Source organism: Moraxella sp. FZFQ2102 (genome assembly GCF_024137865.1).
Lineage (GTDB): Bacteria > Pseudomonadota > Gammaproteobacteria > Pseudomonadales > Moraxellaceae > Moraxella.
The window spans coordinates 875,943-900,818 of the sequence record NZ_CP099960.1 but is presented as its reverse complement, the minus strand read 5'-3'; the positions used below and the strand labels follow the sequence as shown (position 1 = coordinate 900,818).

At 42.5% G+C, this 24,876-nt stretch carries 18 protein-coding genes and 1 tRNA gene; 6 read left to right on the top strand and 13 right to left on the bottom strand.

Annotation, left to right across the window (positions count from 1 at the left end):
* Positions 1-412 precede the first annotated feature (412 nt).
* The 5 genes from NGM44_RS04300 to NGM44_RS04280 all read left to right on the top strand — a co-directional run bounded on the left by NGM44_RS04300 (position 413) and on the right by NGM44_RS04280 (position 9,101).
* Positions 413-2,167, top strand: coding sequence for an N-6 DNA methylase (locus tag NGM44_RS04300; protein ID WP_253224382.1), 1,755 nt, complete (start codon positions 413-415; stop codon positions 2,165-2,167).
* A gap of 68 nt (positions 2,168-2,235) precedes the next feature.
* Positions 2,236-3,792, top strand: a complete 1,557-nt coding sequence (locus NGM44_RS04295; RefSeq protein ID WP_253224381.1) for a class I SAM-dependent DNA methyltransferase — start codon at positions 2,236-2,238, stop codon at positions 3,790-3,792.
* Positions 3,789-4,979, top strand: a complete 1,191-nt coding sequence (locus NGM44_RS04290; RefSeq protein ID WP_253224380.1) for a restriction endonuclease subunit S — start codon at positions 3,789-3,791, stop codon at positions 4,977-4,979. The genes NGM44_RS04295 and NGM44_RS04290 overlap by 4 nt, the downstream gene beginning before the upstream one ends.
* A gap of 23 nt (positions 4,980-5,002) precedes the next feature.
* Positions 5,003-5,830 (top strand): BRO family protein, encoded by an 828-nt coding sequence (locus NGM44_RS04285; RefSeq protein WP_253224379.1) that lies wholly within the window; start codon positions 5,003-5,005, stop codon positions 5,828-5,830.
* Positions 5,831-5,888: 58 nt separating this feature from the next.
* Positions 5,889-9,101, top strand: coding sequence for a type I restriction endonuclease subunit R (locus tag NGM44_RS04280; RefSeq protein ID WP_253224378.1), 3,213 nt, complete (start codon positions 5,889-5,891; stop codon positions 9,099-9,101).
* A gap of 530 nt (positions 9,102-9,631) precedes the next feature.
* On the opposite strand, the gene NGM44_RS04270 is transcribed toward NGM44_RS04280, so the two are convergent.
* From NGM44_RS04270 to NGM44_RS04245, 6 genes are all read right to left on the bottom strand, one after another.
* A complete protein-coding gene (locus NGM44_RS04270) occupies positions 9,632-12,367 on the bottom strand; it encodes a site-specific integrase (RefSeq protein WP_253224377.1) in 2,736 nt (911 codons plus the stop codon).
* 292 nt (positions 12,368-12,659) lie between these two features.
* Positions 12,660-14,747, bottom strand: a complete 2,088-nt coding sequence (locus NGM44_RS04265) for a hypothetical protein (RefSeq protein ID WP_253224376.1) — start codon at positions 14,745-14,747, stop codon at positions 12,660-12,662.
* Between the two features lie 199 nt (positions 14,748-14,946).
* Complete coding sequence (locus NGM44_RS04260; protein WP_253223571.1) at positions 14,947-15,501, bottom strand: hypothetical protein; 555 nt, start codon at positions 15,499-15,501, stop codon at positions 14,947-14,949.
* Positions 15,502-15,725: 224 nt separating this feature from the next.
* Entirely contained in the window at positions 15,726-16,025 is a 300-nt protein-coding gene (locus NGM44_RS04255; RefSeq protein ID WP_253223572.1) for a hypothetical protein, read from the bottom strand.
* A gap of 29 nt (positions 16,026-16,054) precedes the next feature.
* Positions 16,055-17,236: an Arm DNA-binding domain-containing protein gene (locus tag NGM44_RS04250; protein WP_253224375.1), complete on the bottom strand. Its 1,182-nt coding sequence runs from the start codon at positions 17,234-17,236 to the stop codon at positions 16,055-16,057.
* A gap of 15 nt (positions 17,237-17,251) precedes the next feature.
* Positions 17,252-17,467, bottom strand: coding sequence for a hypothetical protein (locus tag NGM44_RS04245; RefSeq protein ID WP_076555708.1), 216 nt, complete (start codon positions 17,465-17,467; stop codon positions 17,252-17,254).
* A gap of 182 nt (positions 17,468-17,649) precedes the next feature.
* Between NGM44_RS04245 and NGM44_RS04240 the strand changes: the two genes are divergently transcribed.
* Positions 17,650-17,871 (top strand): helix-turn-helix transcriptional regulator, encoded by a 222-nt coding sequence (locus tag NGM44_RS04240; protein ID WP_049237014.1) that lies wholly within the window; start codon positions 17,650-17,652, stop codon positions 17,869-17,871.
* A gap of 277 nt (positions 17,872-18,148) precedes the next feature.
* Here the strand turns inward: NGM44_RS04240 and NGM44_RS04235 are convergent.
* The 7 genes from NGM44_RS04235 to pstC all read right to left on the bottom strand — a co-directional run bounded on the left by NGM44_RS04235 (position 18,149) and on the right by pstC (position 24,721).
* A tRNA-Gly gene (locus tag NGM44_RS04235) sits at positions 18,149-18,224 on the bottom strand.
* 179 nt (positions 18,225-18,403) lie between these two features.
* Positions 18,404-19,894 (bottom strand): Ppx/GppA phosphatase family protein, encoded by a 1,491-nt coding sequence (locus tag NGM44_RS04230; RefSeq protein WP_253224374.1) that lies wholly within the window; start codon positions 19,892-19,894, stop codon positions 18,404-18,406.
* A 1-nt stretch (position 19,895) separates the two neighbouring features.
* A complete protein-coding gene (phoR, locus tag NGM44_RS04225) occupies positions 19,896-20,933 on the bottom strand; it encodes a phosphate regulon sensor histidine kinase PhoR (RefSeq protein WP_253224373.1) in 1,038 nt (345 codons plus the stop codon).
* 29 nt (positions 20,934-20,962) lie between these two features.
* Positions 20,963-21,655, bottom strand: coding sequence for a phosphate regulon transcriptional regulator PhoB (gene phoB / locus NGM44_RS04220; RefSeq protein ID WP_253224372.1), 693 nt, complete (start codon positions 21,653-21,655; stop codon positions 20,963-20,965).
* A gap of 301 nt (positions 21,656-21,956) precedes the next feature.
* Positions 21,957-22,763, bottom strand: a complete 807-nt coding sequence (pstB, locus tag NGM44_RS04215; RefSeq protein WP_253224624.1) for a phosphate ABC transporter ATP-binding protein PstB — start codon at positions 22,761-22,763, stop codon at positions 21,957-21,959.
* Between the two features lie 85 nt (positions 22,764-22,848).
* The gene (gene pstA / locus NGM44_RS04210) at positions 22,849-23,721 is read right to left on the bottom strand and encodes a phosphate ABC transporter permease PstA (protein ID WP_253224371.1); all 873 of its coding nucleotides are present in this window, start codon (positions 23,719-23,721) and stop codon (positions 22,849-22,851) included.
* Between the two features lie 37 nt (positions 23,722-23,758).
* Positions 23,759-24,721, bottom strand: coding sequence for a phosphate ABC transporter permease subunit PstC (gene pstC / locus NGM44_RS04205; RefSeq protein ID WP_253224370.1), 963 nt, complete (start codon positions 24,719-24,721; stop codon positions 23,759-23,761).
* Positions 24,722-24,876: the final 155 nt, after the last annotated feature.

Genomic DNA, 24,876 nt, shown 5'->3' with positions numbered 1-24,876 from the left:
CACAAACAGAATGCCCATCTTATTTATTTGCTGTTCAATTATGACAATTAGTTTGTTGAAGTAGGATTTCTCAAGATAGGAGCTGTCTAAAGGTGTTATTTTGTCTTACTCTAATCCGACCCACAAATTTATTCTGAGCCTATTTTAATATACGAAGCGATTAACTGTAAGGTTGTAAGGTGGATTTTTTTTCAGCAATAACAACCAAAAGTCAAAAGAATAAGCAATTTTTTATAAAAATGTGGATAGTACTTTTATAAAAAATGTTGACATATAATAAAACATAAGATATTATTATACACATAGCCAGAGATATTCAATAATTGTGTCAATGATATGAGAGTTGAATGACTTGATATTTGCAATTTGGGTAACACCAAGTTGAACAACACGATCCAAAACGAGGTACTATATGAATAAACATATTGCTCTAAACAAGAAAGAAATTCATCAATTCTCCGATGCTCTAAAAGATAGCATGTCTCGAAACGATATTAAGGAAATTGCATTAAAGGCAACTGCTTTAGTGGTTACTTACCCAGATTTGGTACAGCAAGATCTGAAACAGGCCATTGAAATGGCAGAGCAGGAACATCCTCAAGCTTTTGTCGGTTATCGCAATAATTCACTAAGTCGGATTCAAGACATCAGCGCATTAGAGCGTTTCATTAATTACCTGAGTGACGCTCAGGTTAAAGGCTTGCTGAATAAAGACAATAAGCAAGAGTGGGTACGTGCTTTGCTGCCAACAGTCGGTGGTTCTGAAGACAGCCCAGGGTTTGTATTGCAGGATGATCTTTATGAGCTTTTGCACTCACTACTCAGCAAGCGCGGTGCGGATACTTTGTACATTCCATTTGAAGAAAGATTTAGCAACACTTTAATGCTTGGACGTACTAGATCGGTGTATGCAGAAAGTTTGAAGAGTAGCGTAGTGCCGCATTTATTTGATTTAATTCTTGGTGGCGTGTATTATCATCATGGTAATGCTTTATTAAATCCAGCATTTATTGAAAATGGTAAGTTGCAACAGTTTGATGCTGGTTTTATCGCTGATCCTTTGGGTTGTCATGGTGTCGACAAGGAACTAAAGCTTGATTCCCGCTTTGCAGTCCATACCAATAGTTACGAAAACTATCTAATCCAGCACGCAATGCAGCAGGTGACAGGTCTGTTGATGATGGTAACACCAACCGGTGCTATGACATCGTCTGTTGCGAGTGAATTGGTGATGCGTCAATGGTTGTTAGAGCAAAAACATCTAAAAGCAGTAATATCTTTACCTTCTGGCATGATAAAAAACGCATCTATCAACAGCGTGTTGATGGTGTTTGATATGAGTCAGCAGTATGATACAGTATCCTTTATCACATTAAAAGATAGTAAATTTTTGCACCGCAAAGGTAGAGATCTTGGCTTGGTGGATATTGATCGGCTAACTTCTATTATCCTATCAGATGAAGATAGTGATAATAAGGTTACTGTTAGTCATGCAGATATTACCAAACAGGGCTATGTACTAGATCCTGAGAGATATGTTGTCAATGAAGAAACCAAGCAGGCTATGGATGTGATTGAGCAGCATCAGACATTGCCACTTGGCCAACTGGTTGACATTTTACGTCCCATCGCTATCGGTAAACTAAAACAAGGGGGTGGTGAGCTGGTGTTTGAGATACAAGGCGGTGATTTACCAGATTTTGGCTATATTGATACGGTCAGTAAGAGCTCATCTGTTAGTAAAGAGGTGATCGAAGAGCTTGATGCTTACATTTTGCAAAACGATGATATTATCATTATTATTAGAGGTAGTGTAGGCAAGGTTGGGATAGTATCACAGGACTTGATTGATCGCTATCAGAGTAGGGTAATTGCCGGTCAGGCAAGTATGGTACTGCGTGTCAAAGCAAATAGCCCTATGAGTAGCTCGGCCTTATTAATGCAGCTGCGTTCTGGTTTTGGACAGGCGCGCCTAAAATTATTGGCGTCAGGTACGGTCATTGCGGGTATCTCTATTAAGGATTTAAAAGAGTTTCCTGTGGCAATACTGCCTGCTGAAAGTCATAGAAAATCAGCCGAAAATTTAGCCAAACAGCAAGCGTTTAAGCAAGAAATTGCCCAAAAGCAGCAGCAAATGCAACAATTGGATAATTATATTTGGCTATAAGTTTATTTAAATTAACCAAAGCGGTTGCGGCCGCTTCCATCTTTCACGATTTAAATTAGGAAAATAACATGGCAAAAGCGAAAAAATCTAAAGCTACCGAGGCTCAGCCAATAGAAAAAGCGCTTTGGGCATCTGCTTGCAAATTACGCAACAACATTGATGCGGCTGAATATAAGCACGTTGTATTAGGTTTAATTTTTCTCAAATACATTTCTGATAGCTTTGAAGAAAAATACCAACAATTACAACAAGAAGAATATGCTGACCCTGAAGACCGAGACGAATATCTAGCCGACAATATCTTCTTTGTTCCTGAAAATGCTCGTTGGCAAAAACTGGTGAGCAACGCCAAACAGAGCAATATCGGCGTATTGGTGGACCAAGCGATGGAGGATATTGAGCATGACAATGTCCAACTCAAGGGCGTATTACCCAAAGTTTATGCACGACAAAATCTAGACCCAACCAAATTAGGCGAACTGATTGATGAGATTCATACTATTGATCTTAAGCATACCGCAGAACGGTCTGCTGATATTTTAGGGCATGTGTTTGAATACTTCTTGGGTGAATTTGCCCTTGCTGAAGGCAAACAGGGCGGACAATTCTATACGCCCAAATCCATTGTCAGCCTATTGGTCAATATGATTGAGCCATACCAAGGACGAGTATTTGACCCATGTTGCGGTTCGGGCGGCATGTTTGTTCAATCGGAAGCCTTTGTTGAAGCGCATCAAGGACGCATTGACAATATTTCCATTTACGGACAAGAAAGCAACCAAACCACATGGCGACTTTGCAAAATGAACCTTGCCATTCGCGGTATCAATGCCGAGCATGTGTACTGGAATACCGAAGGTTCATTTGTGCGCAATGCTCACTCCGATCTAAAAGCTGATTTTATTCTTGCAAACCCACCTTTTAATGATGATGATTGGTGGAATGAAAAACTGGCAGGCGATGCACGCTGGCGTTATGGTACACCGCCGGAGGGCAGCGCCAACTTTGCATGGTTACAACACTTCTTGCACCATCTTTCCCCAACAGGACAAGCTGGCGTGGTATTGGCAAAAGGCGCACTCACCAGCAAAACAGGGGGCGAGGGCGACATTCGTAAAGCCTTGGTGAATGATGCCAATGTGATTGATTGTATTGTAAATTTACCTGACAAACTGTTTTTAAATACCCCAATCCCTGCTGCATTATGGTTTATGCGAAAAGACCGCGCCAACAGTAGCCGATACCGCGACCGTAGCGAAGAAGTGCTGTTTATTGATGCGCGAAATTTGGGGCAACTGATTAACCGCAAAAACAAAATCCTAACCGCAGACGACATCGCCCAAATCAGCGACACCTACCACAACTGGCGAAATCAAGACGGCGAATATCAAGACATCGCAGGTTTTTGTGCCAGCGTGCCGCGCAGTAAAATTGCCGAACTGGACTATGTGCTGACTCCAGGGCGTTATGTGGGGCTACCTGAAGACGAAGACGAATTTAACTTTGTTGAACGCTTCGCCCAACTGCAACAGGAACTTAACGGGCAACTGGCAGAAGAAATACGACTCAATGCCCAAATTGCCGAACAGTTGGCAAAAATTCATTTAAATGAGGTGGCGGAATGAGTGAGTGGGTACAAAGAAGGCTTTCAACTCTTGGTGTAATTATTACAGGAAAAACGCCATCGAAAGATAATCCAAATGAATGGGGTAATATATATATGTTTATTACCCCAACGGATTATGCAAACTACAACAAATTTGCCAATACCAGTATTAGAATGTTATCTGAGATTGGTATGAATAGACATAACACAAGAATAATCCCTAAAAATTCTTGTTTAGTTACCTGTATTGGTTCTGATATGGGAAAAGTTGTTATAAATGGAAAAGAATGTTTTACAAATCAACAAATAAACTCATTTATACCAAATAATGAAGTTATCATAGATTTTATCTATTATTATTTTAAAGATAATGAATATTTATTAAAATCTCTTGGAAGTTCAGGAAGTGCTGTACCTATACTAAATAAAACTGATTTTGGCAATATTGAAATCAATCTCCCCCCACTTCCCGAACAAAAAGCGATTGCCGATGTTTTATCTGCACTAGACGATAAAATCGACCTATTGCACCGCCAAAACTACACACTAGAACAAATGGCAGAAACCCTATTCCGCCAATGGTTTGTGGAAGAGGCTAACGAAAATGTAGGAATAATTGGTGATTTAGTTAATTTACAAAGTGGATATGCTTTTAAAAGTAAAGATTTTCTTTCAGATGGAAAAAACTCTGTTATAAAAATTAAAAATATTAATGGTGATTATGTGGATTTAGATAATACTGATTATGTTGATGATAGTATTTTTGCTCAAATACCACAAAAATTTTTAATATCAAGTGGCGATGTGTTAATTGCAATGACAGGTGCTGAAATTGGAAAGCTAGGAGTTGTACCAAAAAACAAAAAAATATTATTACTAAATCAACGAGTAGGGCTTCTTAAAGAAAAATTTAAAGGGGCAAATTATTTAGCATACCTTCAATTAAAAGGGGAAGAAGGTCAAGATTATATAAATAATTCAGCAACAGGGAGTGCTCAACCTAATATAAGTTCATCTTTAATAGAGAAATGCCCATTTCCAGTTATTAAACAAGAGAATATGTTGAAATATTCTGAGATTATTTATTCTTTTTTTGAGAAAAAAATATTTAATTTAGAGCAAATCCAAACCCTAGAAACCCTACGCGATACCTTACTGCCTAAACTTATTAGCGGCGAAGTGCGCGTCAATGTTCAGGCAGCCTGAAAATTATTCGCAAGGAAAAACTTATGAGCAATATCCAATTATTCGAGCAATATCAAGTGCGTTCCCATTGGGATAGCGAACAGGAAAAATGGTATTTTTCTATTGTTGATGTGGTCGGCGTATTGACCGATTCGGTTAATCCAACCGACTATCTCAAAAAAATTCGCAAACGTGATGAAGAACTTAACGCCTACCTGGGGACAAATTGTCCCCAGGTAGCCATGGAAACTACAAGTGGTGTAAAACGCAAAACGTTGGCGGGAACGGCAGAGCATATTTTACGCCTTATCCAATCCATACCTAGCAAAAAAGCCGAACCATTCAAAATCTGGCTTGCTCAAGTGGGGAGCGAGCGTTTAGACCAAATCCAAGACCCTGAATTGGGCATTCAGCAAGCCTTGCAGGATTATCGCAATCTTGGCTATTCAGACGATTGGATAAATCAGCGATTAAAAAGTATCGAAATCCGCAAAGAGCTGACAGACGAATGGCAACGCGTGGGTGTGCAAGACCAACAATTTGCCATTTTAACCAATATCATCAGCAAAACATGGTCAGGTAGAACAGTTAAAGAATACAAGCAATACAAAGGTTTGAAAAAAGAAAATCTGCGCGACAATATGACCAGTACCGAATTAATTTTGAATATGCTGGCTGAAGCCTCTGCCAAAGACATTTCGCAAGCGGTTAATCCTGAAACTTTTAAACAAAGCCAAGAGGTTGCCAAACAAGGTGGTAATGTAGCCAAAGTGGCACGCGAAGAATTGGAAAAGCAAACAGGAAGAAGTGTAGTGAGTAGCGAGAATGCTCAAACGTTGCGTGCACTAAGTAAAAAAGAAGATAAAAATTAAAGTGACATACCAAATTTAATGTTCAGACAGCCTTAAAATTATTCGCAAGGAAAACCTTATGATCAAACTCACCGAAAATGACATTGAACTAATGGCAATCAACGAATTGCAAGCATTGGGCTGGGACTACCGCTACGGTGCAGATATTGAACCAAACGGCACAACACCGTTGCGGACATATAGCGAAGTGTTGCTCAAAGAGCAAGTAGAACAAGCATTACAGCGTCTCAATCCCCAATTAAGCGACAGCGACAAAGCGCAAGTATGGCGACAAATCAACGATACCATCTCGCCCGATATACTCGCTAATAACCGCCGTTTTCATCAACTGCTGACCCAGGGTGTTACCTTGGAGCGACAAATTAACGGTGAAGCACGCGGAGAAGTGGTGCGTTTGGTAGATTTTGATAATGTTTCCACCAATGAATTTTGGGTGATTAATCAAGTAACCATCAAACAAAATGGACACGAACGCCGACCAGATATTATCCTGTATATTAACGGCTTTCCTTTGGTTGTGATTGAACTAAAAAATGCAGTCAATGAAAATGCCACCGTTACATCTGCCTTTCACCAGATCCAAACTTATCAAGCGCAATTAAGCAATTTATACACCTTTAATGCGTTTAATGTCATATCAGATGGCTTGGAGGCACGAGTTGGCACATTATCAGCCGACTTATCACGCTATATGACATGGAAAAGCCACAACGGACAAACCGAAGCCAAGCGCACCGAACCACAATTAAATGTATTAATCAAAGGTTTGCTCAATCCCACGGTACTACTCGATGTGTTGCGTCATTTTATTGTCTTTGAGGATGATAAGAATGAGGCGTCAGACGGAACAATTACGATTAAACCTGTCAAAAAAATGGCGGCATACCATCAGTATTATGCAGTGAATGCGGCGGTGTGGTCTACTTTGCGCGCAGTAGGGGTGAATATGCCAGCATCTGCAGTCATGCAGACCAAGTATAAAGAGGTTGCCGAAGCAAAATTCGGGGATAAAAAGGCAGGCGTGGTGTGGCATACGCAAGGCTCTGGCAAGTCGCTCTCCATGGTATTTTATACTGGAAAAATGGTATTGGCATTGGATAATCCAACAATTGTTGTTATTACTGACCGTAACGATTTGGACGACCAATTATTTAGCACATTTTCTGCAGCTAAAGATTTGTTGCGCCAAACACCAAAGCAAGCTGATTCGTGTGAGGATTTGAAGAGATTGTTGTCGGTCAAGTCTGGTGGTGTTGTATTTACAACGATTAATAAATTTCAACCTGAAAATAACAATGGCGTTTATGAACAGCTGTCCGATCGTAGTAATATTATTGTGATTGCTGATGAAGCCCACCGTTCACAATACGGCTTTTCTGCCAAAGAGGTGGATGTAAAAGACAAAAATGGTAAGGTGATAGGTAAGCGCACGGTATTTGGTTTTGCCAAATATATGCGAGATGCTTTACCTAATGCAACATATTTAGGCTTTACGGGCACTCCAATTGAAAGTCATGATATTAATACGCCTGCGGTATTTGGTAATTATGTCGATATTTATGATATTTCACAGGCGGTAGAAGATGGTGCAACGGTGCGAATTTTCTACGAAAGCCGTTTGGCAAAAATCCGCTTAGATGAACAGGGGCGTCAGCTGGTACATCAGCTGGATGAGGAATTGGAAGAGCAGGATGAAGCAGTCCTGACTCAAAGTGAAAAGCGTAAATGGGCGCGTGTTGAAATGATTATTGGCAGTAGTGAGCGCATTAAAGAAATTGCTAAAGACATCGTTCAGCACTTTGAAGCTCGACTAAAAGCCAATGCAGGTCAGGGTAAAGGAATGATTGTGGCGATGTCTAGACGCATCGCGGTGGACCTATATAATGAAATTGTGGCAATTAAGCCAGAATGGCACAGCGATGATTTGCATCAAGGTGTTATCAAAGTAGTGATGACCTCTGCAGCTTCTGACGGTGCAGCTATTGCAAAGCATCATACCACCAAGAAACAGCGCCAGACATTGGCGTTGCGTATGAAGGATGAGAATGACCCGCTTAAGCTGGTGATTGTGCGTGATATGTGGCTGACGGGTTTTGATGCACCATGTATGCATACACTTTATATTGATAAACCAATGAAAGGGCACAACTTGATGCAGGCTATTGCGCGTGTCAATCGTGTACACCGAGATAAAACAGGCGGTTTGGTGGTGGATTACCTGGGTATTGCTGCTGATTTGAAAAATGCATTAAGTTTTTATGCTTCAGCTGGCGGTAAGGGTGAACCTGCTCTGGTACAAGATGAAGCCGTGCTGGTGTTGCGTGAAAAAATGGAAGTGTTGGAAGATATGTTGCATGGTTTTGATGTTGCAGAATATTTTACCGCCGATACCGCACGCAAACTTGCTATTATTTTGGAGGCTGAAGATTTCATTTTGGGGCTTGACCAAGGCAAAGGCAAAATACGCTTTTTAACCGCAGTCTTGGCTGCATCAAAAGCCTTTGCCTTGGCAGTACCACATGATACCGCAATGGAATATGCGCCGTTATTGGCATTTTATCAGGCGGTAAAAGCGCGTTTAGCCAAATTTACCGCAGGAACGGGCGGTCAAAATATTCAGGACGATTTGGAGCAACGCGTCCGCCAAACCATTGACCAAGCTCTAGTCAGCGAATCAGTGGTGGATATTTTTGATGCAGCAGGCATTCAAAAGCCCGACATCAGTATTTTGTCTGATGAATTTCTGGAGGAGATGCGAGACTATCAGCATAAAAATATCGCATTGGAAACGCTAAAAAAACTTTTGAACGACGAGATTAAGGCTCGGGGTCGAAAAAGCTTTACCGAAAGTAAAAAGCTAGCCGAAATGTTGGATAATGCAATTAAAGGCTATCAAAATAAAGTCTTGACTGCAGCAGAAGTTATTGAGGAGTTAATTAAGCTAGCAAAAGAAATTCATGAGTCTGATCGATTGGCTCAAGAAATGGGGTTGAGCGACTTTGAATTTGCCTTTTACTCTGCTGTTGCCGTTAATGACAGCGCAAAGGATCTGATGGGTAAAGATAAATTGCGCGAATTAGCGGTAGTACTGACCTCGCAAATACGCAATAGTGTAACAGTGGACTGGTGGAGTAGGGAAGATGCTAGAGCGAAAATTCGAGTGTTGGTTAAGCGCTTGTTAAAAAAATACGGCTATCCACCTGATATGGAAAAGCTGGCAACAGAAACGGTTCTAAAACAGGCAGAGATGCTGGCGGAAGATATAGCGTGAACATACCAGTTTGATCAATATGTCAATATATTGTTAAAAATATTAATGACACCTTGCAATATATTTATAAATTTATCAGAATATATTAAATTGCATGATTATTCAAATAGGTAAGACTGCCTGAATTTTTTGTAGCGCAAGTTACTGCTAGAACAGCAAGTGGTTTACTTAATATTAAGCATAATTTATTTGCCTTATTCTATCGCAAGATTAGGCTTGCGATAGAATATCATCTTGCTCAAAAGGCCATAAGAATTCTTAGGTGGTGAAATGAACTTGAGGTGCAACGGTAAAACTGCTGTGTTTGGTTTTTTAAAGATAAGTGGTGAAGTTTTACTGCCTTTGTTAAAGATGCCATGACCTATACTCTCATGCTAATTATTACAAGCAAATCAAGCTGGTTAAATTTCATACTAGCAGCCACCAAAGCTATAATGCTTGAGATGTGAGTGATTTTAAATAATTTAGAATGAATCGTCTCAAAGAATTTGAAATAATCACTAAACTTCTAGAGCTAAACCAAGCGCCTTTTAACAAGCATCAATCCCCACCACCAATAAAAAGCATACATGTTGCAATATGGCAACGCCATTATGCTTCTTGTTATCGATGGTATAGGTATTTGATATCAAAAATCCCGTATAAGAGCTATTTGCACGAGTTGATTTTTTGGCAATGATTGTGGTTTCTTGCTTTAATTGAACCAATTCTTGCTTTAGATTGATAGGCTTTTTAACATCAGACCTAGCAGCAACTTCTATCCGCCAATACTTTTTGTCGCGTAGCTTGACAGCGATTTGTGCAAATCGATAAACTTGCGAGCGATTCTTAAAAGGCATTCGCATCTGACCGCTCACAAAGCTTGCACCGCGTAAAATCACCACAAAATCATCAAATGCTTTGCGATCTGCCTGATATAAATCACCCAATTTTTTAAGTAAATTGTGTAGTAAAGTGATTTCCTGCTTGATTTTGGGCGTGATCGGTAGATATTGATTTGGATTCTTTTTGCCTTTATCCCCAAAATAGGATGTTAATTGTTTACGATGCGTGTCAATATAACTCTTAATCTTCTCAGCCTTGATCGAATCCAAGCCTTCGGGTTTGGCGTGCTCAAATGAGTAATTATCTTGCAGACTCTCCAAAAACTTCATCACAGCTGCATGTACATCAATCCTTAAAATATCAGGCATCTGATTTTTGCTTGGTGCTTTGTGTGACGTGATTTTGATGGCAGGTAGTGTAACACGAGCAGGTCTGCGATAACAATTGGCACCCAATTGCCTGATTATCAATGTGCGAATATCATTTAGATTCACCATGCCGCTAACTTTATCATAGGCACGACGTCCATTGTCGCTAAAACTTTGGCGACGAAGTCCTGTCAATGCCTCCACTAAAGGTGCAGGCATTTCTATTGTTGCATGAGCCATTTGACTATACGCAATCAAATCAGCCACATGAATGTAGCTAGAAAATGTCGTTTCGGGCGATGAATGGCCGGCAAATTCTGCCAAGACGCTCCATGCTGTTGTCGATATCTGATGACATTCACCCAAAAACTTGCGCTTAATCGCCAATATCTCATCGCTGCTATAATCACTAAAATATGGTAAGAGCGCATCCGCACCACCCAAAATCATCGCCATCACACTGATGGCATTATGGCGAAAGCCATGCGGGGTCACCTTATAAGGCAAAGTATCCAATATCACCGAGATTGGCTTTTGGATTTCATGATATTCAAGCGCACTCGATTTGTGCTCTAGCGTCAAAAAGTAAGTCTCATTTCTTTGTTTGCGTAACAAATACCACTCATGCACCAATTGTAGTTCGGATGGCTTGAGCAATGCTTGCAGACAAAACCTGCGACGACCATCATCAGATTTAATACTACGATAACCATTGGGACGTACCAAAATATTTAGGATGACTGTTTGTTCTTGCTTGTAATCATACTCAAAATCCCTAAGTTTAAGTCCCAAGAGCTCATTGATCCGCATGCCTGTGCGATACAAAAGAATAAAGATGATGTCCAATATTTTTTGATTATGCTCACTGAGTGTCGATAAGTGTATCAGATTGCGGATATGCTGATACATAATAGGTGCGACAAGGACGGGCTCAACCACCATGCCATCGCTTTTACTTGCAATTGCGACACCGGGAATGCTCACAAAATGCCTTTGCAAAGATTGATGTAAGGATCTGAGTACAGTTGCTGTGTAACCTATCTTCTTCTTATTGGAATGATAAATAATGTTTTCATACAAATTGATAAAATCATCGTCATTCCAAGTGGTTATGTCTTGATCTTGCACAACATGTAAAAACCAATCGCCAACCTCGCTTAAATAGCGTTTGGCACTTGTAGATTGATGACGTTTGATACCTGCAGATTTTACGCCGTCAAGTAGATCGCTTATCCAGTAAATCAGACCCAACTGGGCACTTATTTGTGTCTGACTGGCAAGCACCTTAAGCGATTCGATGGCTGTGGCGTTAGTTTGATTTAGGGTATTTCTTATTTCACGCACTAGATCGGATTTATATACAGCTGGTTTATCGGTTGGCTCTGCCTTACCTTTTTTGATGGGCGAAGTCGTGGTAAACAGCTCATCGGATGGTGCCAATATCAGTGGTTTAAAGCTTGGTGAGTGGTATTTGTTCCACTGATCGCTACTGATGCTCGTGTGTTTTTGCTGATCGCTGACAATGGCAGACATTTGCATATCCAGCTGTGAATTTTTAAAGGTTTGTCTGGCAAGATACAAACCCTTTTGTATTGTACTAAAGTGATGGGGCTTTGGCCTGTCGATTTGCAGACAGGTCTGCATCAGTTGATCGAACGCCTTCTGGGTTTGTTCAAATGTCGGCATTTTGCCTTGGAGATGGCGGTTGATATAAGCAATCCACATCAAGCTGACATCATCAATGGCGATATGGCGAGTGATAAATAACAAAGCGTCGGCATTATCTGCCACATCTTCCAGCATGGACGTGCTGAATCTGGGATGATATCCATAGCTTTTGCTGGGGATCTCTACAGTCAGTATTAGCGCATTGCCTAGCCTAAGTAGTGGCTTTTGATCAATGATATACTGATAGATTTGCCGCCAAAGCTGCTCATCTTGCACACCAGAATATATCCAAAGACTGGCGTGCAATGCAGCAAATGCTTGAGCTGGACTCATCTGATGTAAATTTTCTCGCCAAGCTTGTTGCAACCGCTTTCCCATCAGGCTTGACTCACGGATTTTTGCCATGATGTCTTCTGACTCAATCGAATTTTTCTCTCGTTTGGGCTTGATATATAAATTCGGTAGAGGTATTGGTAAACCAAGCGCCTTTTTAAGCTTGTAAAAATACTGAAAAATATATTGCTGAACCTTAACGCGATCACTATTTTGATGATTTTGTATAATATCATTATAAATCTGCTGATACATTTGATAATATGAATCATCAGTAAGTTCAGCAGAGCGTGCAAGAAGCTTGTCATAATGAATTTGACAGGCTTCTTTTACAAGGAATCGTAATTTCTTGGTGTTGGTTTTATTAGTCGCCATACGCTATCACCCCCTGTAGCTGAAGTTGTTTTGCCATTACCTCAAAAGCATCTGCGACACCTTTTATTGAACCCAGTCCCAGTGAGCTTGTCGTGCGTAACAATTCTTGTCCCGCCAGTTCATGACCATAGATCGCCAGTATGAGTGTTTCGGACACATCCAGCTTTTCGGCTAAATAACTTCGCACAAAATGCCTTGCCCAGTTATCCGGCATCGTCCAGTCTTTGATGCCAATAGACTGCATGGCTGATGGGCTGATTTCGCTTAGATGCAAATGTTCATCGACAGTATTGAGTAATGCTCGATCACCCGACAAAATTTGATCAATGGCGGTAGCAAGCGTTGAAGAGCGAAACCCAATACTTTGTTTGACATGGCGTAAAAACGCGACATATTGCTTGATTTGCGTGATTAAAAATGGACACAATGGCACTATTCGGGCATTCCCATGGCTGCGCTGTTGTTTGTCACTGACGCGCAATAAGCCCAAATCAAGATCGTATTGAGATAAAGCGCCCGGTGAGCCAATCACAGGGCGCACACTGGTCAATAGCAAGGATAATTGCCACAGCCAAGCTGCATAGGCATTAAAATATGCAATAAAGCTATCATTACTATGATCGTTGTCATAACGTTGTTTGAGCTGTATAGCGTTTTCGCGAAGTGCTTGCATGATCTTGCTTACAGCCTGTGGTGTGACTACATGATAACTGCCGATTGTTTGGCTTTGTTCATCTGCATCAAGCATATCTACGGATAGCAATTGATGCAATGCTGGTGAAATTTGTTTGATGGCACTTAGGTAGTTGTCTAATATCTTCTGTTTCGGCAGACTACAATAAAAAGAGCTTGCCATCTTTTTGTTATTACGTCCTGTGATGACAGATGCCAGCAGTATATCAGCAGTTTGAGAAATTAAAGTTTTGTAAAGCAGATTTTTTAGCCGATTTTCAGTTAATAAGGGTAAATTGCATTCGATTTTTAGCACACCAATCAATTCAATGATTTGTGCTTGCATTTCATTTTTATTGATGTGTTTGTATTGGCTGATGATATGCTGATGAATAGCATCTGGCAAGGGTAATGAGAGCGTATTGCTACCGTTTTGTAGCATGTCGAATTTTTGAGTGAGTGCATTAGATGCTTGTGGACTGATTGTGACTATGACATCAAACCTTGGTGATTTGCGATCCATGAGTCTATGTGTTTTCTCGCAAGAGGTTAAATCTGCAATCAGTTCTTCAAATAATCGACCTGTACAAATGACAAGCAGTAGCCATGCAGCCGCGTCTTGATAACGCCCACCGGCATTAAAAAACCATAGCAGCTGATTGCACACTTTATAAGCCAGCTCAATCGGCATAGTTCGCAAACTGGTATCGGACATAAACTCATTCAGATTGGCGTGATTATGGGCGGCTTGAGTGCGTTTGATCACCAACCGTATGTCATATTTTTCTGCACTACTAAGCTGTTTATTGTTAATGCCAATGACAGTGCGGGTTTGCCTTTCATCCAGTGGTATTTTCTCAAAGCTTTCTCGACTACTGTCACGCTGCCAGATTAACATCTCAGACAGCTCGATCGCATCAATATCAGCATCGTAGTCGTGGGGAATGACTTCAAACTGGGCGGCTTTACGAGCGTTTTTATCTTTCCCGCGCTCTTTAGCACTCTTGCTGCGCCCTGAGGTAAGTTTTTGTTCGTAGCAAGACTGAAGAATGAGAAGCAAGTCATGGTACATCGCTTGCTCTGATGAGTCATAGCGGTGTGCTTCGTTTTGCTCAAAATCCTGCATACGATCCAGCATAAGCTTTAGCGAATCAGCTTTTAATAGATCAGTACTTGCCGTCCATACGCTATAATGATTTGACCTTGGATTGCTGCGAACCCGTAGAAACTGGCTGGTGCTTTTGATGCGGATGCGATCATTTTGAGCGATAAAATAACACAGACATTGGCACAGTTTGCCGATTAATTGCCACTGCCCATCAGGGTGATTGGCATCAAACTCACTATTGACATGGTATAAACTGGCTAAAGCAGACTGTAGCTCATGGTATTCATCCTGAGTCATTCTTCCTTTATATTTGCGAAATATCTGATGAAGTTTATCTTTACTAACAATACATGGCTCATGTGTAGGGATGTGAATATGATCTGCGATGCGTGGTACACAAGATGCAAGAGTGCACAGACAATTTCTCAGGTATGTCAGATCATCTTGAGTTGGTGAGCTTAAATCAGTATTTTTATCATTGAGTGTCAAGTAGCGATCAAAGCTCATTGTAAACCCCCTTAGTAGGCAAGCCACTAGCGTATAGATAATCAACCAAACTAAACGCTGGTAGATCGGTTTTTACTCGTTGCAGCCTTCGAGCATTCTTAAGGTCATCGTAGCTCCAACCACCTAAGGCGCAGATATATTGATGTGTTCTCTTTCCATCAAAAATTACTTCGCTTTGTTCAAAAAGCATTTGCTCAATATCAGGCTCTATTTTGCCCCGCCTAACAAACAAGTCGCATAATTCTAAACCTATGGTGCGCATTAGCATCTTATCCGATACAGCCTCGTTGGTTTTATCAATTTGAACCTTGATGCTTGGCTGATCTATTTGGCGGATAAAAGCCAGATAATTTTTAACCAATCGATATTCGGTAGCTGAAAGCTTGACAACAACAGGTGGGTGTTGGTCTGGGTCGATATCTAGCACAGGCATAGGCATAGTCGCGCCGTACCTACCTATCAGTTCAGCCATAGGGATGCATTTGGGATGGATACGGATAAAATGTCTTTGTATTTGCACAGATTTTTTATTTTCAACTTTCATAGTGATTCCTTTATATTGTTGATTATTTTGATTTAACAAATAATTAAATCATCTTGATTGTACAATAAAATTTATAAAAATCTCAAAATATTTATTAGTTTAATTGCAAATATAGTTTGCTGAGCGTTACCTTAAATGACACAAAATAACAAAACCGCCTGAATATTTCCAGACGGTATGTAAATTTTCTAAAATATATATTAAATCTAACACATTTGTATCACTCATCCTGATGGGAACTGATGTACAAAGTAAGATTCTAGATCATAATACAGCTGATCAAAGGTGTAGTCATTAAGTGTTTGTGCACTTAATGCTTCTACTTGACCCATCACCCATCGCCAGATTGCCAAGTAGTTTTGATAGCATGGGCTGACACCAAGAAAATAACACAGGCCATGCCCTTCTTGGATGTTGAGTGAGATAATCAGCTGCTTGGTCAGCTTACTGGTCAATTGCATGGCTGTCATTGAGTTAAGTGATTGATTGCTCTTTGGTTGAGTGCTTGCAAATAGATTGTTCATAAATACATTCCTTAAAATCAGTCATTGAGTTAGCTGGCTTGTTCAAGTTGGCTGTTTAGTAGTAATGCCTCAAAAGCACTGCCATCACGACGAGTGGCGTTTGGTACATAACGGCTATACACCTTAAATAGCATCATGGTATTGACATGACCCATTTGCCGTGCAATCCATTCAGGTGCTTCTCCTGCTGATAGCCACAATGTCGCAGCTGTGTGTCTGGTCTGATAAGCACTTCTTGGCTTTAACCCAAGGTTTTTTAGGGTTGGATGCCAAATACGGCGATTGACATTGTGATAGTCAAGCGGCTCTCCAGTGTGCGAACAAAAGACAAATTTGGATTTACCATAGCTCACCTGATACTGTGCTTTGAGTGCTTCAAAAACAAATGGCGACATCATAATCTCACGATTGGATTCTACTGTTTTAGGCTCACCCATCACGCCATTGACCAATGCTTGTCTGATACAGATTTCTTTTCTTTCAAAATCCACATGCTCCCATGTCAATCCATCAATTTCACTGGTGCGCATACCGGTAAAGAATCGCACGATATAGTAGTTTTTATAATCAGCGCGCACACCGTGGATGAATCGCCACACTTCATCAATACTAAACGGCTCAATCTGTGATTTTGACGTCTTTAACTTCTTAATATCTTCACAAGGATTGTTAAAGTTGTAGCGTTTTGACGCTTCTTTTAGTATCATAGCCAATGTGGTCATAATTGCATTGATTCTGGCTGCAGACAGGGTGTTCTTGGTATTATTGTAGGTCACTTTGGCGAGGGAACTACGAAATGCCAAGACATCCGACTTTTCAATCATAAATAAAGCCCGATTTGCAAACTTAGGCAATAAATACTTGTTTAGAATAATCATAATTTTCTCCTGATAAGTTTTACGCCATTCAATCTGCTTTTCTTCAAACCACAGCTCTGCAAACTCTTTAAATAACGGCGTATCGCTTTGTAGGCTTAATCGTCGGTTATTGAGCTCATCAAAATAGGCAGCCTTATCACTCTTTGGGAAATACTGCTCATAACGAAAGCTACCCAATAAAATCTCCGCTTCCATCTTCTCAAGCACCTTAGCAAGCTTTTTACGATTTGCCGGTGTGTCAGTCAGATTGGTTGTTTCTCGGCAGCGTTTGCCCATATAGTGAAAATCAACAAAAAGCAAACTACTACCTTTTCTGGTTCTGATTGATGCCATATTCAGCCTCCTTTTTTACTGTAGTGCCATACCATTAATACTACCCATAATGCCAGTACGCATATCTTTTTCAATCTGCTCCCAGATATACAAGATCTTGCGACCACCAAATGGTCTAAAGTAATGAATGCCTTCAATCAATACAGAATCCTTTAGCTGATTGCGAATGGTACGCTCATCATATTTAATCATCTGCGAAAGCTCTTGAGTGGTGAGGTAGGTTTGTGTCATAATGATTACCTTTATCATGTGATTTAGTTCAACTATCATTAGCTATTTGTACTATAACAAAATAGCATCTCTGTATAAGGTTGTATTTTTTACCATTTAGATGGTAATTTTTACCTTATGTGCGTAATATACATGATAATTATCACAAAGTAAAGCTTTTTTACCATAAAAAAGGTAATTTTATGATTATTAATCGTTTTCCAGTAATTTTGGCAGAAAAAAGACTTCGAGTGGCTGATGTTGTCAGGGCGACAGGGATGAGCAAGACGACGTTGCATAAGTTATATAACGACGACTCATCACGTATCGATTTTGAGACGCTTGATAAACTATGTCGATTCTTGGAAGTGCAGGTTGGGGATTTGCTTGAGTATAAGCCTGATGATTTGTCGCAATCAAAATAGGTTTAGGTCAAAGCCTGGCTTATAATCAATCGATGTATATTTTGGCTTAATAATGTAGCTTACTGCTTAAAATTGAGTTGGGGTAATTTTTCCAATATTTTGACTTATTGAAAAAGAGCCAATGGGCACATTTTAGGCACAAGTTGGGCACACAAAAATTTGCATGTGCCCAACTTATCAAAAGTGGTCACACAATAATACAAATAAACAACCACCCAAACCCTTGATTTTAAACAACAAAAAAGTCCAAACCGTTCGATTTGGACTTTTTAAAATTTGGAGCGGGAAACGAGATTCGAACTCGCGACCCCAACCTTGGCAAGGTTGTGCTCTACCAACTGAGCTATTCCCGCATGGTTCAGCGTTGTGCTTTATTGCTTAGCAGTCATCGCTGTATGGGTGCGTATTATACAGGATTAAATTTCTCCGTCAAGCACTTTTTTCAAAAAATTTGCGATTTTTGCGAAAATTTTTGAGATTTTTAAAAATTATCATATAAATCAATATCTTGTGATGAATAAATTTTAAAAACTCACACCCCAGCAACCGACAAATCAATCCCCCATTTGGCGAACCACGGCGTTTCATCGCCAATGTCGATGACGCAGGCTTGATGCTCAGGCTTATCGATCTGCACTTGGATGTGCCAGTGATCGCTGTCAGTGATGATCAGGCGCAGCTGCTGCTTGCCAAGCTCGGTACGCGTGTGATTAGCAACGACCGCTAGGCGCAAAATCAGCGCCAGATGCGCCAAAGCAACACCGCCAGCTTTGGTGATGACGCCATAATCGACACTGGTGATTGTGCGGCGATGGTGGCGCACCAGATGTGACAGCTGTTCTTGGTCGGTGCGACTAAAGCCTGCCATATCAGCGTGCTTGAGCATATAAGCGCTGTGCTGATGATAGCTGCCGTGACCGATGGCAAGCCCAATTTCGTGCAAAAAAGCTGCGCGTCTGAGCATCTGCTCAGCACCAAGCGGAAGTTTTAGCGTACTTTCGACTTGCTCAAAAAGAGATTGCGCGGTTTTGGCGACGCGTTTGGCTTGTTTTTTATCGACATTAAACCGCGTCATCAGCGCCTGCACACTGTCATCACGCACATCATCATTGCCAAAGCGCGCAAGCATATCATACATCACGCCTTCACGCAGCGCGCCATCACAATAGCGCATTCGGCGAATGCCAAAGACTTTCATCACCGCAAGCAAAATCGCCACACCGGCAGGAAAAATCGCCTTGCGATAAGCCTTGACACCATCTAGGTCAATCTCATCGATATGCTGCCAGCGGATCAGTGCGTCTTTGAGTGCTTCAACGCCTGCTAGGGTAATCTCATCACCCATGCCAAAGCCTGCCAAAGCCTGCTTGATGGTCTTGATCGTGCCTGATGAGCCGATGACTTCATCAAAGCCTGTTTTCTTGTAGCGATTGGCGTGGTGGATGATCTCTTTTTGGGCAGCGTAGATGGCTTTTTCAAAATCCAGTGCAGTGATTTGACCTGATTTAAAAAACCGCTGAGTAAAGCTGACCGAACCCATCTGCGCGCTTTCGGTGAGAATCGGTAAGGCTTGTTTGCCGATGATCAGCTCGGTTGAGCCGCCGCCGATGTCCACCACCAGTCGCTGCCGACTGCTTGGGCAAGTGTGCGACACACCAAGATAAATCAGACGCGCTTCTTCGCGACCTGAGATGACTTCGATGGGGCTTGGCAAGATAGCATTGGCTTTTTGGATGAACTGATCGCCATTGATCGCGCGGCGCAGAGCATTGGTGGCGACCACGCGCACATGATCGGCATTGATGTCGGTCAGCCGCTCAGCAAAGCGCGCCAAGCAGTCCAATCCGCGCAATTGCACATCATCAGACAGTTGATCGTATTCATCAAGCCCTGCGCCCAGCTGCACTTTTTCGCTCATCGATGCGATTTTTTTGAGTTTATCGCCGTGGCGTTCGGCAATGGCAAGGTGGATGCTGTTCGAGCCGATATCGACCGATGCTAATTTTTCGGTATTTTCAAGCATATCAGTGCGCCTGTCTGTGTGCGTGTGGGTCGATCAGATGGCTTTTTGAGAAAATGATACGAAAAGTCGAGCCATGTCCTTCTTTAGAATCAATCTCAAGGCGTGCGTCGTGTTTATTGAGCACATGTTTGACGATGGCAAGTCCAAGCCCTGTGCCGCCTGTCGCGCGACTGCGACCGCTATCAACGCGATAAAACCGCTCGGTCAGCCGCGACAGATGTTCATGACTGATGCCGATGCCATTGTCAATGACGCTCAAATGCGCTTCATCGCCGACTTCTTCCCAGATGATGTCGATCTCGCCGCCAGCGGGGGTGTATTTGATGGCATTGGTCACAAGGTTTAAGATCGCGCTGTACAGATAGCCTTCGATGCCTAGTACATTTTTATTGGTATCCAGATGCACATCGATCAGATGTCCTTGCTGATTACTGGCTTGGGCATTGTCAAAAACCTGCATCAACAGCCGCGGCATATCGACCGCGACTTTAGGCTTGGTCTCATCGCTTTCTAGGCGCGATAACATCAATAAATCATTGATCAAATCATTCATACGCACCGCTTGCTCTTGCATCAGCTTAATGCCGCGCGCCCATGCAGGCTTGATATCATCTGCGTGTGAGAAATTTTCAAGATAACCCAAAATCACCGTCAAAGGCGTGCGCAGCTCATGCGAGACATTGCCCACAAAGTCTGTCTTCATTTGCTCAAGGTGCTGCTGCTGCGTGTAGTCTTGTAAAGTAATCAGGTGCGAGCCATCGGACAAAGGCTTGATTTGAATACGCAACACATCACCTGCCACGCTTGGCGATGGTGCGCGAAATTCGTGGCTGATGGCGGTGTTTTCGTGGATTTTTTGGGTGATGGTGTCAAAAATCTGCGTGCCAAACAGCGTCTTTGGCACGGTGATGGCGGTGCTTGTCTGGTGCAAAAGCGTGCTTGCGATGGTGTTTTGGTACACGATTTGTTGGTCTTTTAATTGCACCACGCCTTCGTCAATGTGTTCTAATAGCAAGGGATGGATGGGCTGGATTGTCATGATTACTCTGTATAAAACTGGGGCAAACCCTATTTATCCGAAAAGCGATAGCCCGTGCCGCGCACCGTTTGGATATAAGCATCCGCGCCATAAGGCTTGAGCAAATTGCGCAAACGGCGAATATGCACATCGACCGTGCGCTCATCGATATAGACATTGCCGCCCCATACGCCATCGAGAATCTGTGCGCGGGTGTAGGCGCGTTCGGCGTGATTGACGAAAAATAACAACAAGCGATATTCGGTGCTACTCATGGCGATCTCAGTATCATTCGCCATCACGCGCTGACCTGCGGTATCGATGACAAGATTGCCAATGCTGGTGCGCTGCTCATTACCGACGCCATGCACGCGGCGCAGCACTGCTTTGACACGGCTAACCAGCTCGCGCGTGCTAAATGGCTTGGTGATATAGTCATCGACACCGATGTCAAAGCCAAGCACTTTATTGTCTTCTTCGCCTTTTGCGGTGAGCATGATGATGGGAATGTCGGCGGTGGTGGCGTCTTTTTTTAGGCGTTTGGCAAAGTCAATGCCCGATTCGCCAAATGGCATCATCCAATCAAGTAAAATCAAAGCAGGCTTGGTATCGACCACCGCCACGGCAGCAGCATGGGTGTCAAAGGCTTGAACGGCTTGAAAATCCGACAACTCTAAGGTATTGACAATCAGCTCACTGATGGCAGGTTCGTCTTCGACAACTAAAATGGTGGGCGTGCTCATAAAATTCCTTGTGCGTGCGTCGTTGTATGCGTCCAACAATGCTTTGGCGATGTCTTTATAGTCTAATGGTTTTTGGGCTGATGTCAAATGTTTGTGGCTGTCAAAGCGTGTTTTTGCAAGATTTTGCCACTTGGTATGATTAAATGCTTAATCTTGCTTTGCTAAATGGATTTTAAAATCGTGCAGCCAAACTGGGATTAAAATGATAAAAACCAAACAATATCAAAAACTTAAACTTATCAATATTCAGCTTATTCACCCAGCTTGTGACAGCTGCACTATTTTAATGGCTTGACCAATCTCAGCCGTGACGACCAGCGATATAGTCGGCAGTGGCTTGCATTTTTGGTGCGTTAAAGATTTGCTCAGTTTTGCCCATCTCGATCATATCGCCCAGATACATATATGCAGTGTAGTCTGAGCAGCGCACTGCTTGTTGCATATTGTGCGTGACGATGGCGATGGTGTAGTCTTTTTTCAGATCGTGGATCAACTCTTCGATTGCGCCTGTTGAGATCGGATCAAGTGCTGAAGTCGGCTCGTCCAATAGCAGTACTTCAGGGCGTGTGGCGACAGAGCGCGCGATGCACAGACGCTGCTGCTGACCGCCTGACAGTGACAGACCTGATTTTTTCAGCTTGTCTTTGACTTCATTCCACAGTGCAGATTTTTTCAATGCCCATTCGACGCGTTCATCCAGCTCAGCTTTTGAAAGATTTTCATACAGCTTGACGCCAAAGGCGACATTGTCATAGATTGACATGGCAAATGGCGTTGGTTTTTGGAAGACCATGCCGACACGCGCACGCAGCAGATTGACATCGACATTGCCATCTAGGATGTTGTGATTATCAAGGATGATCTCGCCTGTGGCTTTCATGCCGTCATACAGGTCGTACATACGGTTGAAGGTGCGCAGTAGCGTTGATTTACCGCAGCCTGATGGACCGATGAACGCGGTGACTTTTTTGTCAGCGATGTCAAGATTGATGTTTTTGAGCGCGTGATAATCGCCGTAGTAGAAGTTTAGGTTTTTGACTTGTACTTTGGCGGCGGTGGTGGCTTGTGCTTGGCTGCGTTCGTTGGTGGTGTTCATGGTTTGTGGCATGGTGGCTGAGTTAAAGTTTAGCATGGCGTATCCTTGTACTTCAATTTAAGTGAATTTCTATAGCAACATCTATTAAGCAAATCTATCATTTCTCGGCGCGTGCTGAGATGATGCGCGCGATGACATTGAGCGTCAGTACCGCAAAGGTGATCAGTAGTGCCGCCGCCCACGCTAGGGCGTGCCAGTTGTCATACGGACTCATGGCGAATTGGTAAATGGTATTTGGCAAGTTACCGATGGCTTGCGACATATCGGTGCTGAAATATTGGTTATTCAAGGCGGTGAACAATAATGGCGCGGTTTCGCCTGCAATGCGAGCAAAGGCAAGTAGCACACCTGTGATGATGCCTGCTTGCGCTGATTTTAGGGTGACTTTACCGATGAGTTTGTATTTTGGTGCGCCCAGGGCATAGCCTGCTTCGCGCAAGTGGTTCGGGATCAGCATCAGCATGTTTTCGGTGGTGCGAATGACCACAGGAATGACGATGATCGCAAGTGCGACAACGCCTGCCCAGCCCGAAAAGCCGCGACCATGCACCATCAAGGCAAACACGAACAAACCAATGACAATTGATGGCGCGGACAATAGTACATCAGTCATAAAGCGCGTAGAACGAGACAGCCAGCTTTTTTGGTCGATCTCAGCCAAATACACGCCTGTCAAAATACCAATCGGTGTACCGATCAGCAAACCAAAAAACGACAGCAATGCTGAGCCGACAATGGCATTACGCAGACCGCCGTCTGTCATTGGTGCAGGCGTGTCCATGGTGAAAATCGGCATCGACATCATGCCTGATAAGCCATGACCAAATAAAGTGATCAAAATCCACACCAACCAAAACAAACCAAAGATGACAGACAAGATGGTCGCGGTCATGGCGATGCGGTTCGTGGCTTTGCGGCGTTGGTACTTCGGTAGATGAATGCGGCTTGTGATGGCAGTGCTTTGCGTCATGGGTTTTTCCATTGTTTTAAAATTTTTAGATTTACAATTATTTACCAGCGTTTTTGTCAAGTTTCATCAGCATCAGTTTCGATAGGCTTAGCACAATAAAGCTGATGACAAACAGGATTAAACCTAAGTGCAGGAGCGATGATAAGTGCAGCTCACTGGATGCTTCGGCAAATTCATTGGCAAGTGCTGATGTGATCGAGACGCCTGATGTGAATAGGCTTGCATTGATATTAAAGGTATTACCAATCAAGAAAGTCACCGCCATCGTCTCGCCAAGCGCACGACCTAAGCCTAAGATCAGACCGCCGACGACACCAGCTTTGGTATAAGGCAGCACGACTTTGGTCATCACTTCCCAAGTGGTCGCACCCATGCCGTAGGCAGATTCTTTGAGCATATTTGGCACGACCAAAAACACATCGCGCATGGTCGCGGTGATAAAAGGAATGATCATGATGGCAAGTACAAGACCTGCGGTAAATAGACCGATACCAATCGGTGCGCCGACGAACATCTGACCGATGATCGGCAGGCGAGCAAGATTCTCAATCAGCCACGGTTGCACCGTTTCGCCAAACCACGGCGCGAACACGAACAAGCCCCACATACCATAGATGATTGATGGAATGCCTGCCAATAGCTCAATGGCGATGCCAAGCGGCCGTTTTAAAAAAGTTGGGCATAATTCGGTCAAAAATACCGCAATCCCAAAGCTGACCGGCACAGCGATCACCACAGCGATGATTGATGTGACAAGCGTACCGTAAATCGGTGCCAGCGCGCCAAATTCACCCGCCACAGGGTCCCAGTTGCTGCTGGTGTAGAAATTTAGCCCAAATGCCTGAATACTCGGCAGTGCACCAATGACCAAAGACAGCATGATGCCGCCTAAGGTCAATAGCACAAGTAAAGCTGATAGGCGTGTGGACCACACAAAGGCGGTGTCTAGGCGTTTTTGGCGGTTTAATTTGGCACTGAGTGTGGGATTTTGACTGATCATGACACTTTTTCCAAAATTATTAATCTGTATTTATTGATCTGTGTATTATGACTAATGTATAACAACGACGGATTTGTCTGACGATCGCATTGTGGTTATAAATTAGTGATAAAATTTGATGATAATAATTATCGAAATCTTGATGGGCAAATCGT

Coding starts and splice junctions, on each gene's coding strand:
- NGM44_RS04300 (WP_253224382.1), top strand. CDS start 413: ATGAATAAACATATTGCTCTAAACAAGAAAGAAATTCATCAATTCTCC.
- NGM44_RS04295 (WP_253224381.1), top strand. CDS start 2,236: ATGGCAAAAGCGAAAAAATCTAAAGCTACCGAGGCTCAGCCAATAGAA.
- NGM44_RS04290 (WP_253224380.1), top strand. CDS start 3,789: ATGAGTGAGTGGGTACAAAGAAGGCTTTCAACTCTTGGTGTAATTATT.
- NGM44_RS04285 (WP_253224379.1), top strand. CDS start 5,003: ATGAGCAATATCCAATTATTCGAGCAATATCAAGTGCGTTCCCATTGG.
- NGM44_RS04280 (WP_253224378.1), top strand. CDS start 5,889: ATGATCAAACTCACCGAAAATGACATTGAACTAATGGCAATCAACGAA.
- NGM44_RS04270 (WP_253224377.1), bottom strand. CDS start 12,367: ATGGCAAAAATCCGTGAGTCAAGCCTGATGGGAAAGCGGTTGCAACAA.
- NGM44_RS04265 (WP_253224376.1), bottom strand. CDS start 14,747: ATGACTCAGGATGAATACCATGAGCTACAGTCTGCTTTAGCCAGTTTA.
- NGM44_RS04260 (WP_253223571.1), bottom strand. CDS start 15,501: ATGAAAGTTGAAAATAAAAAATCTGTGCAAATACAAAGACATTTTATC.
- NGM44_RS04255 (WP_253223572.1), bottom strand. CDS start 16,025: ATGAACAATCTATTTGCAAGCACTCAACCAAAGAGCAATCAATCACTT.
- NGM44_RS04250 (WP_253224375.1), bottom strand. CDS start 17,236: ATGGCATCAATCAGAACCAGAAAAGGTAGTAGTTTGCTTTTTGTTGAT.
- NGM44_RS04245 (WP_076555708.1), bottom strand. CDS start 17,467: ATGACACAAACCTACCTCACCACTCAAGAGCTTTCGCAGATGATTAAA.
- NGM44_RS04240 (WP_049237014.1), top strand. CDS start 17,650: ATGATTATTAATCGTTTTCCAGTAATTTTGGCAGAAAAAAGACTTCGA.
- NGM44_RS04230 (WP_253224374.1), bottom strand. CDS start 19,894: ATGCTTGAAAATACCGAAAAATTAGCATCGGTCGATATCGGCTCGAAC.
- phoR (WP_253224373.1), bottom strand. CDS start 20,933: ATGACAATCCAGCCCATCCATCCCTTGCTATTAGAACACATTGACGAA.
- phoB (WP_253224372.1), bottom strand. CDS start 21,655: ATGAGCACGCCCACCATTTTAGTTGTCGAAGACGAACCTGCCATCAGT.
- pstB (WP_253224624.1), bottom strand. CDS start 22,763: ATGCCACAAACCATGAACACCACCAACGAACGCAGCCAAGCACAAGCC.
- pstA (WP_253224371.1), bottom strand. CDS start 23,721: ATGACGCAAAGCACTGCCATCACAAGCCGCATTCATCTACCGAAGTAC.
- pstC (WP_253224370.1), bottom strand. CDS start 24,721: ATGATCAGTCAAAATCCCACACTCAGTGCCAAATTAAACCGCCAAAAA.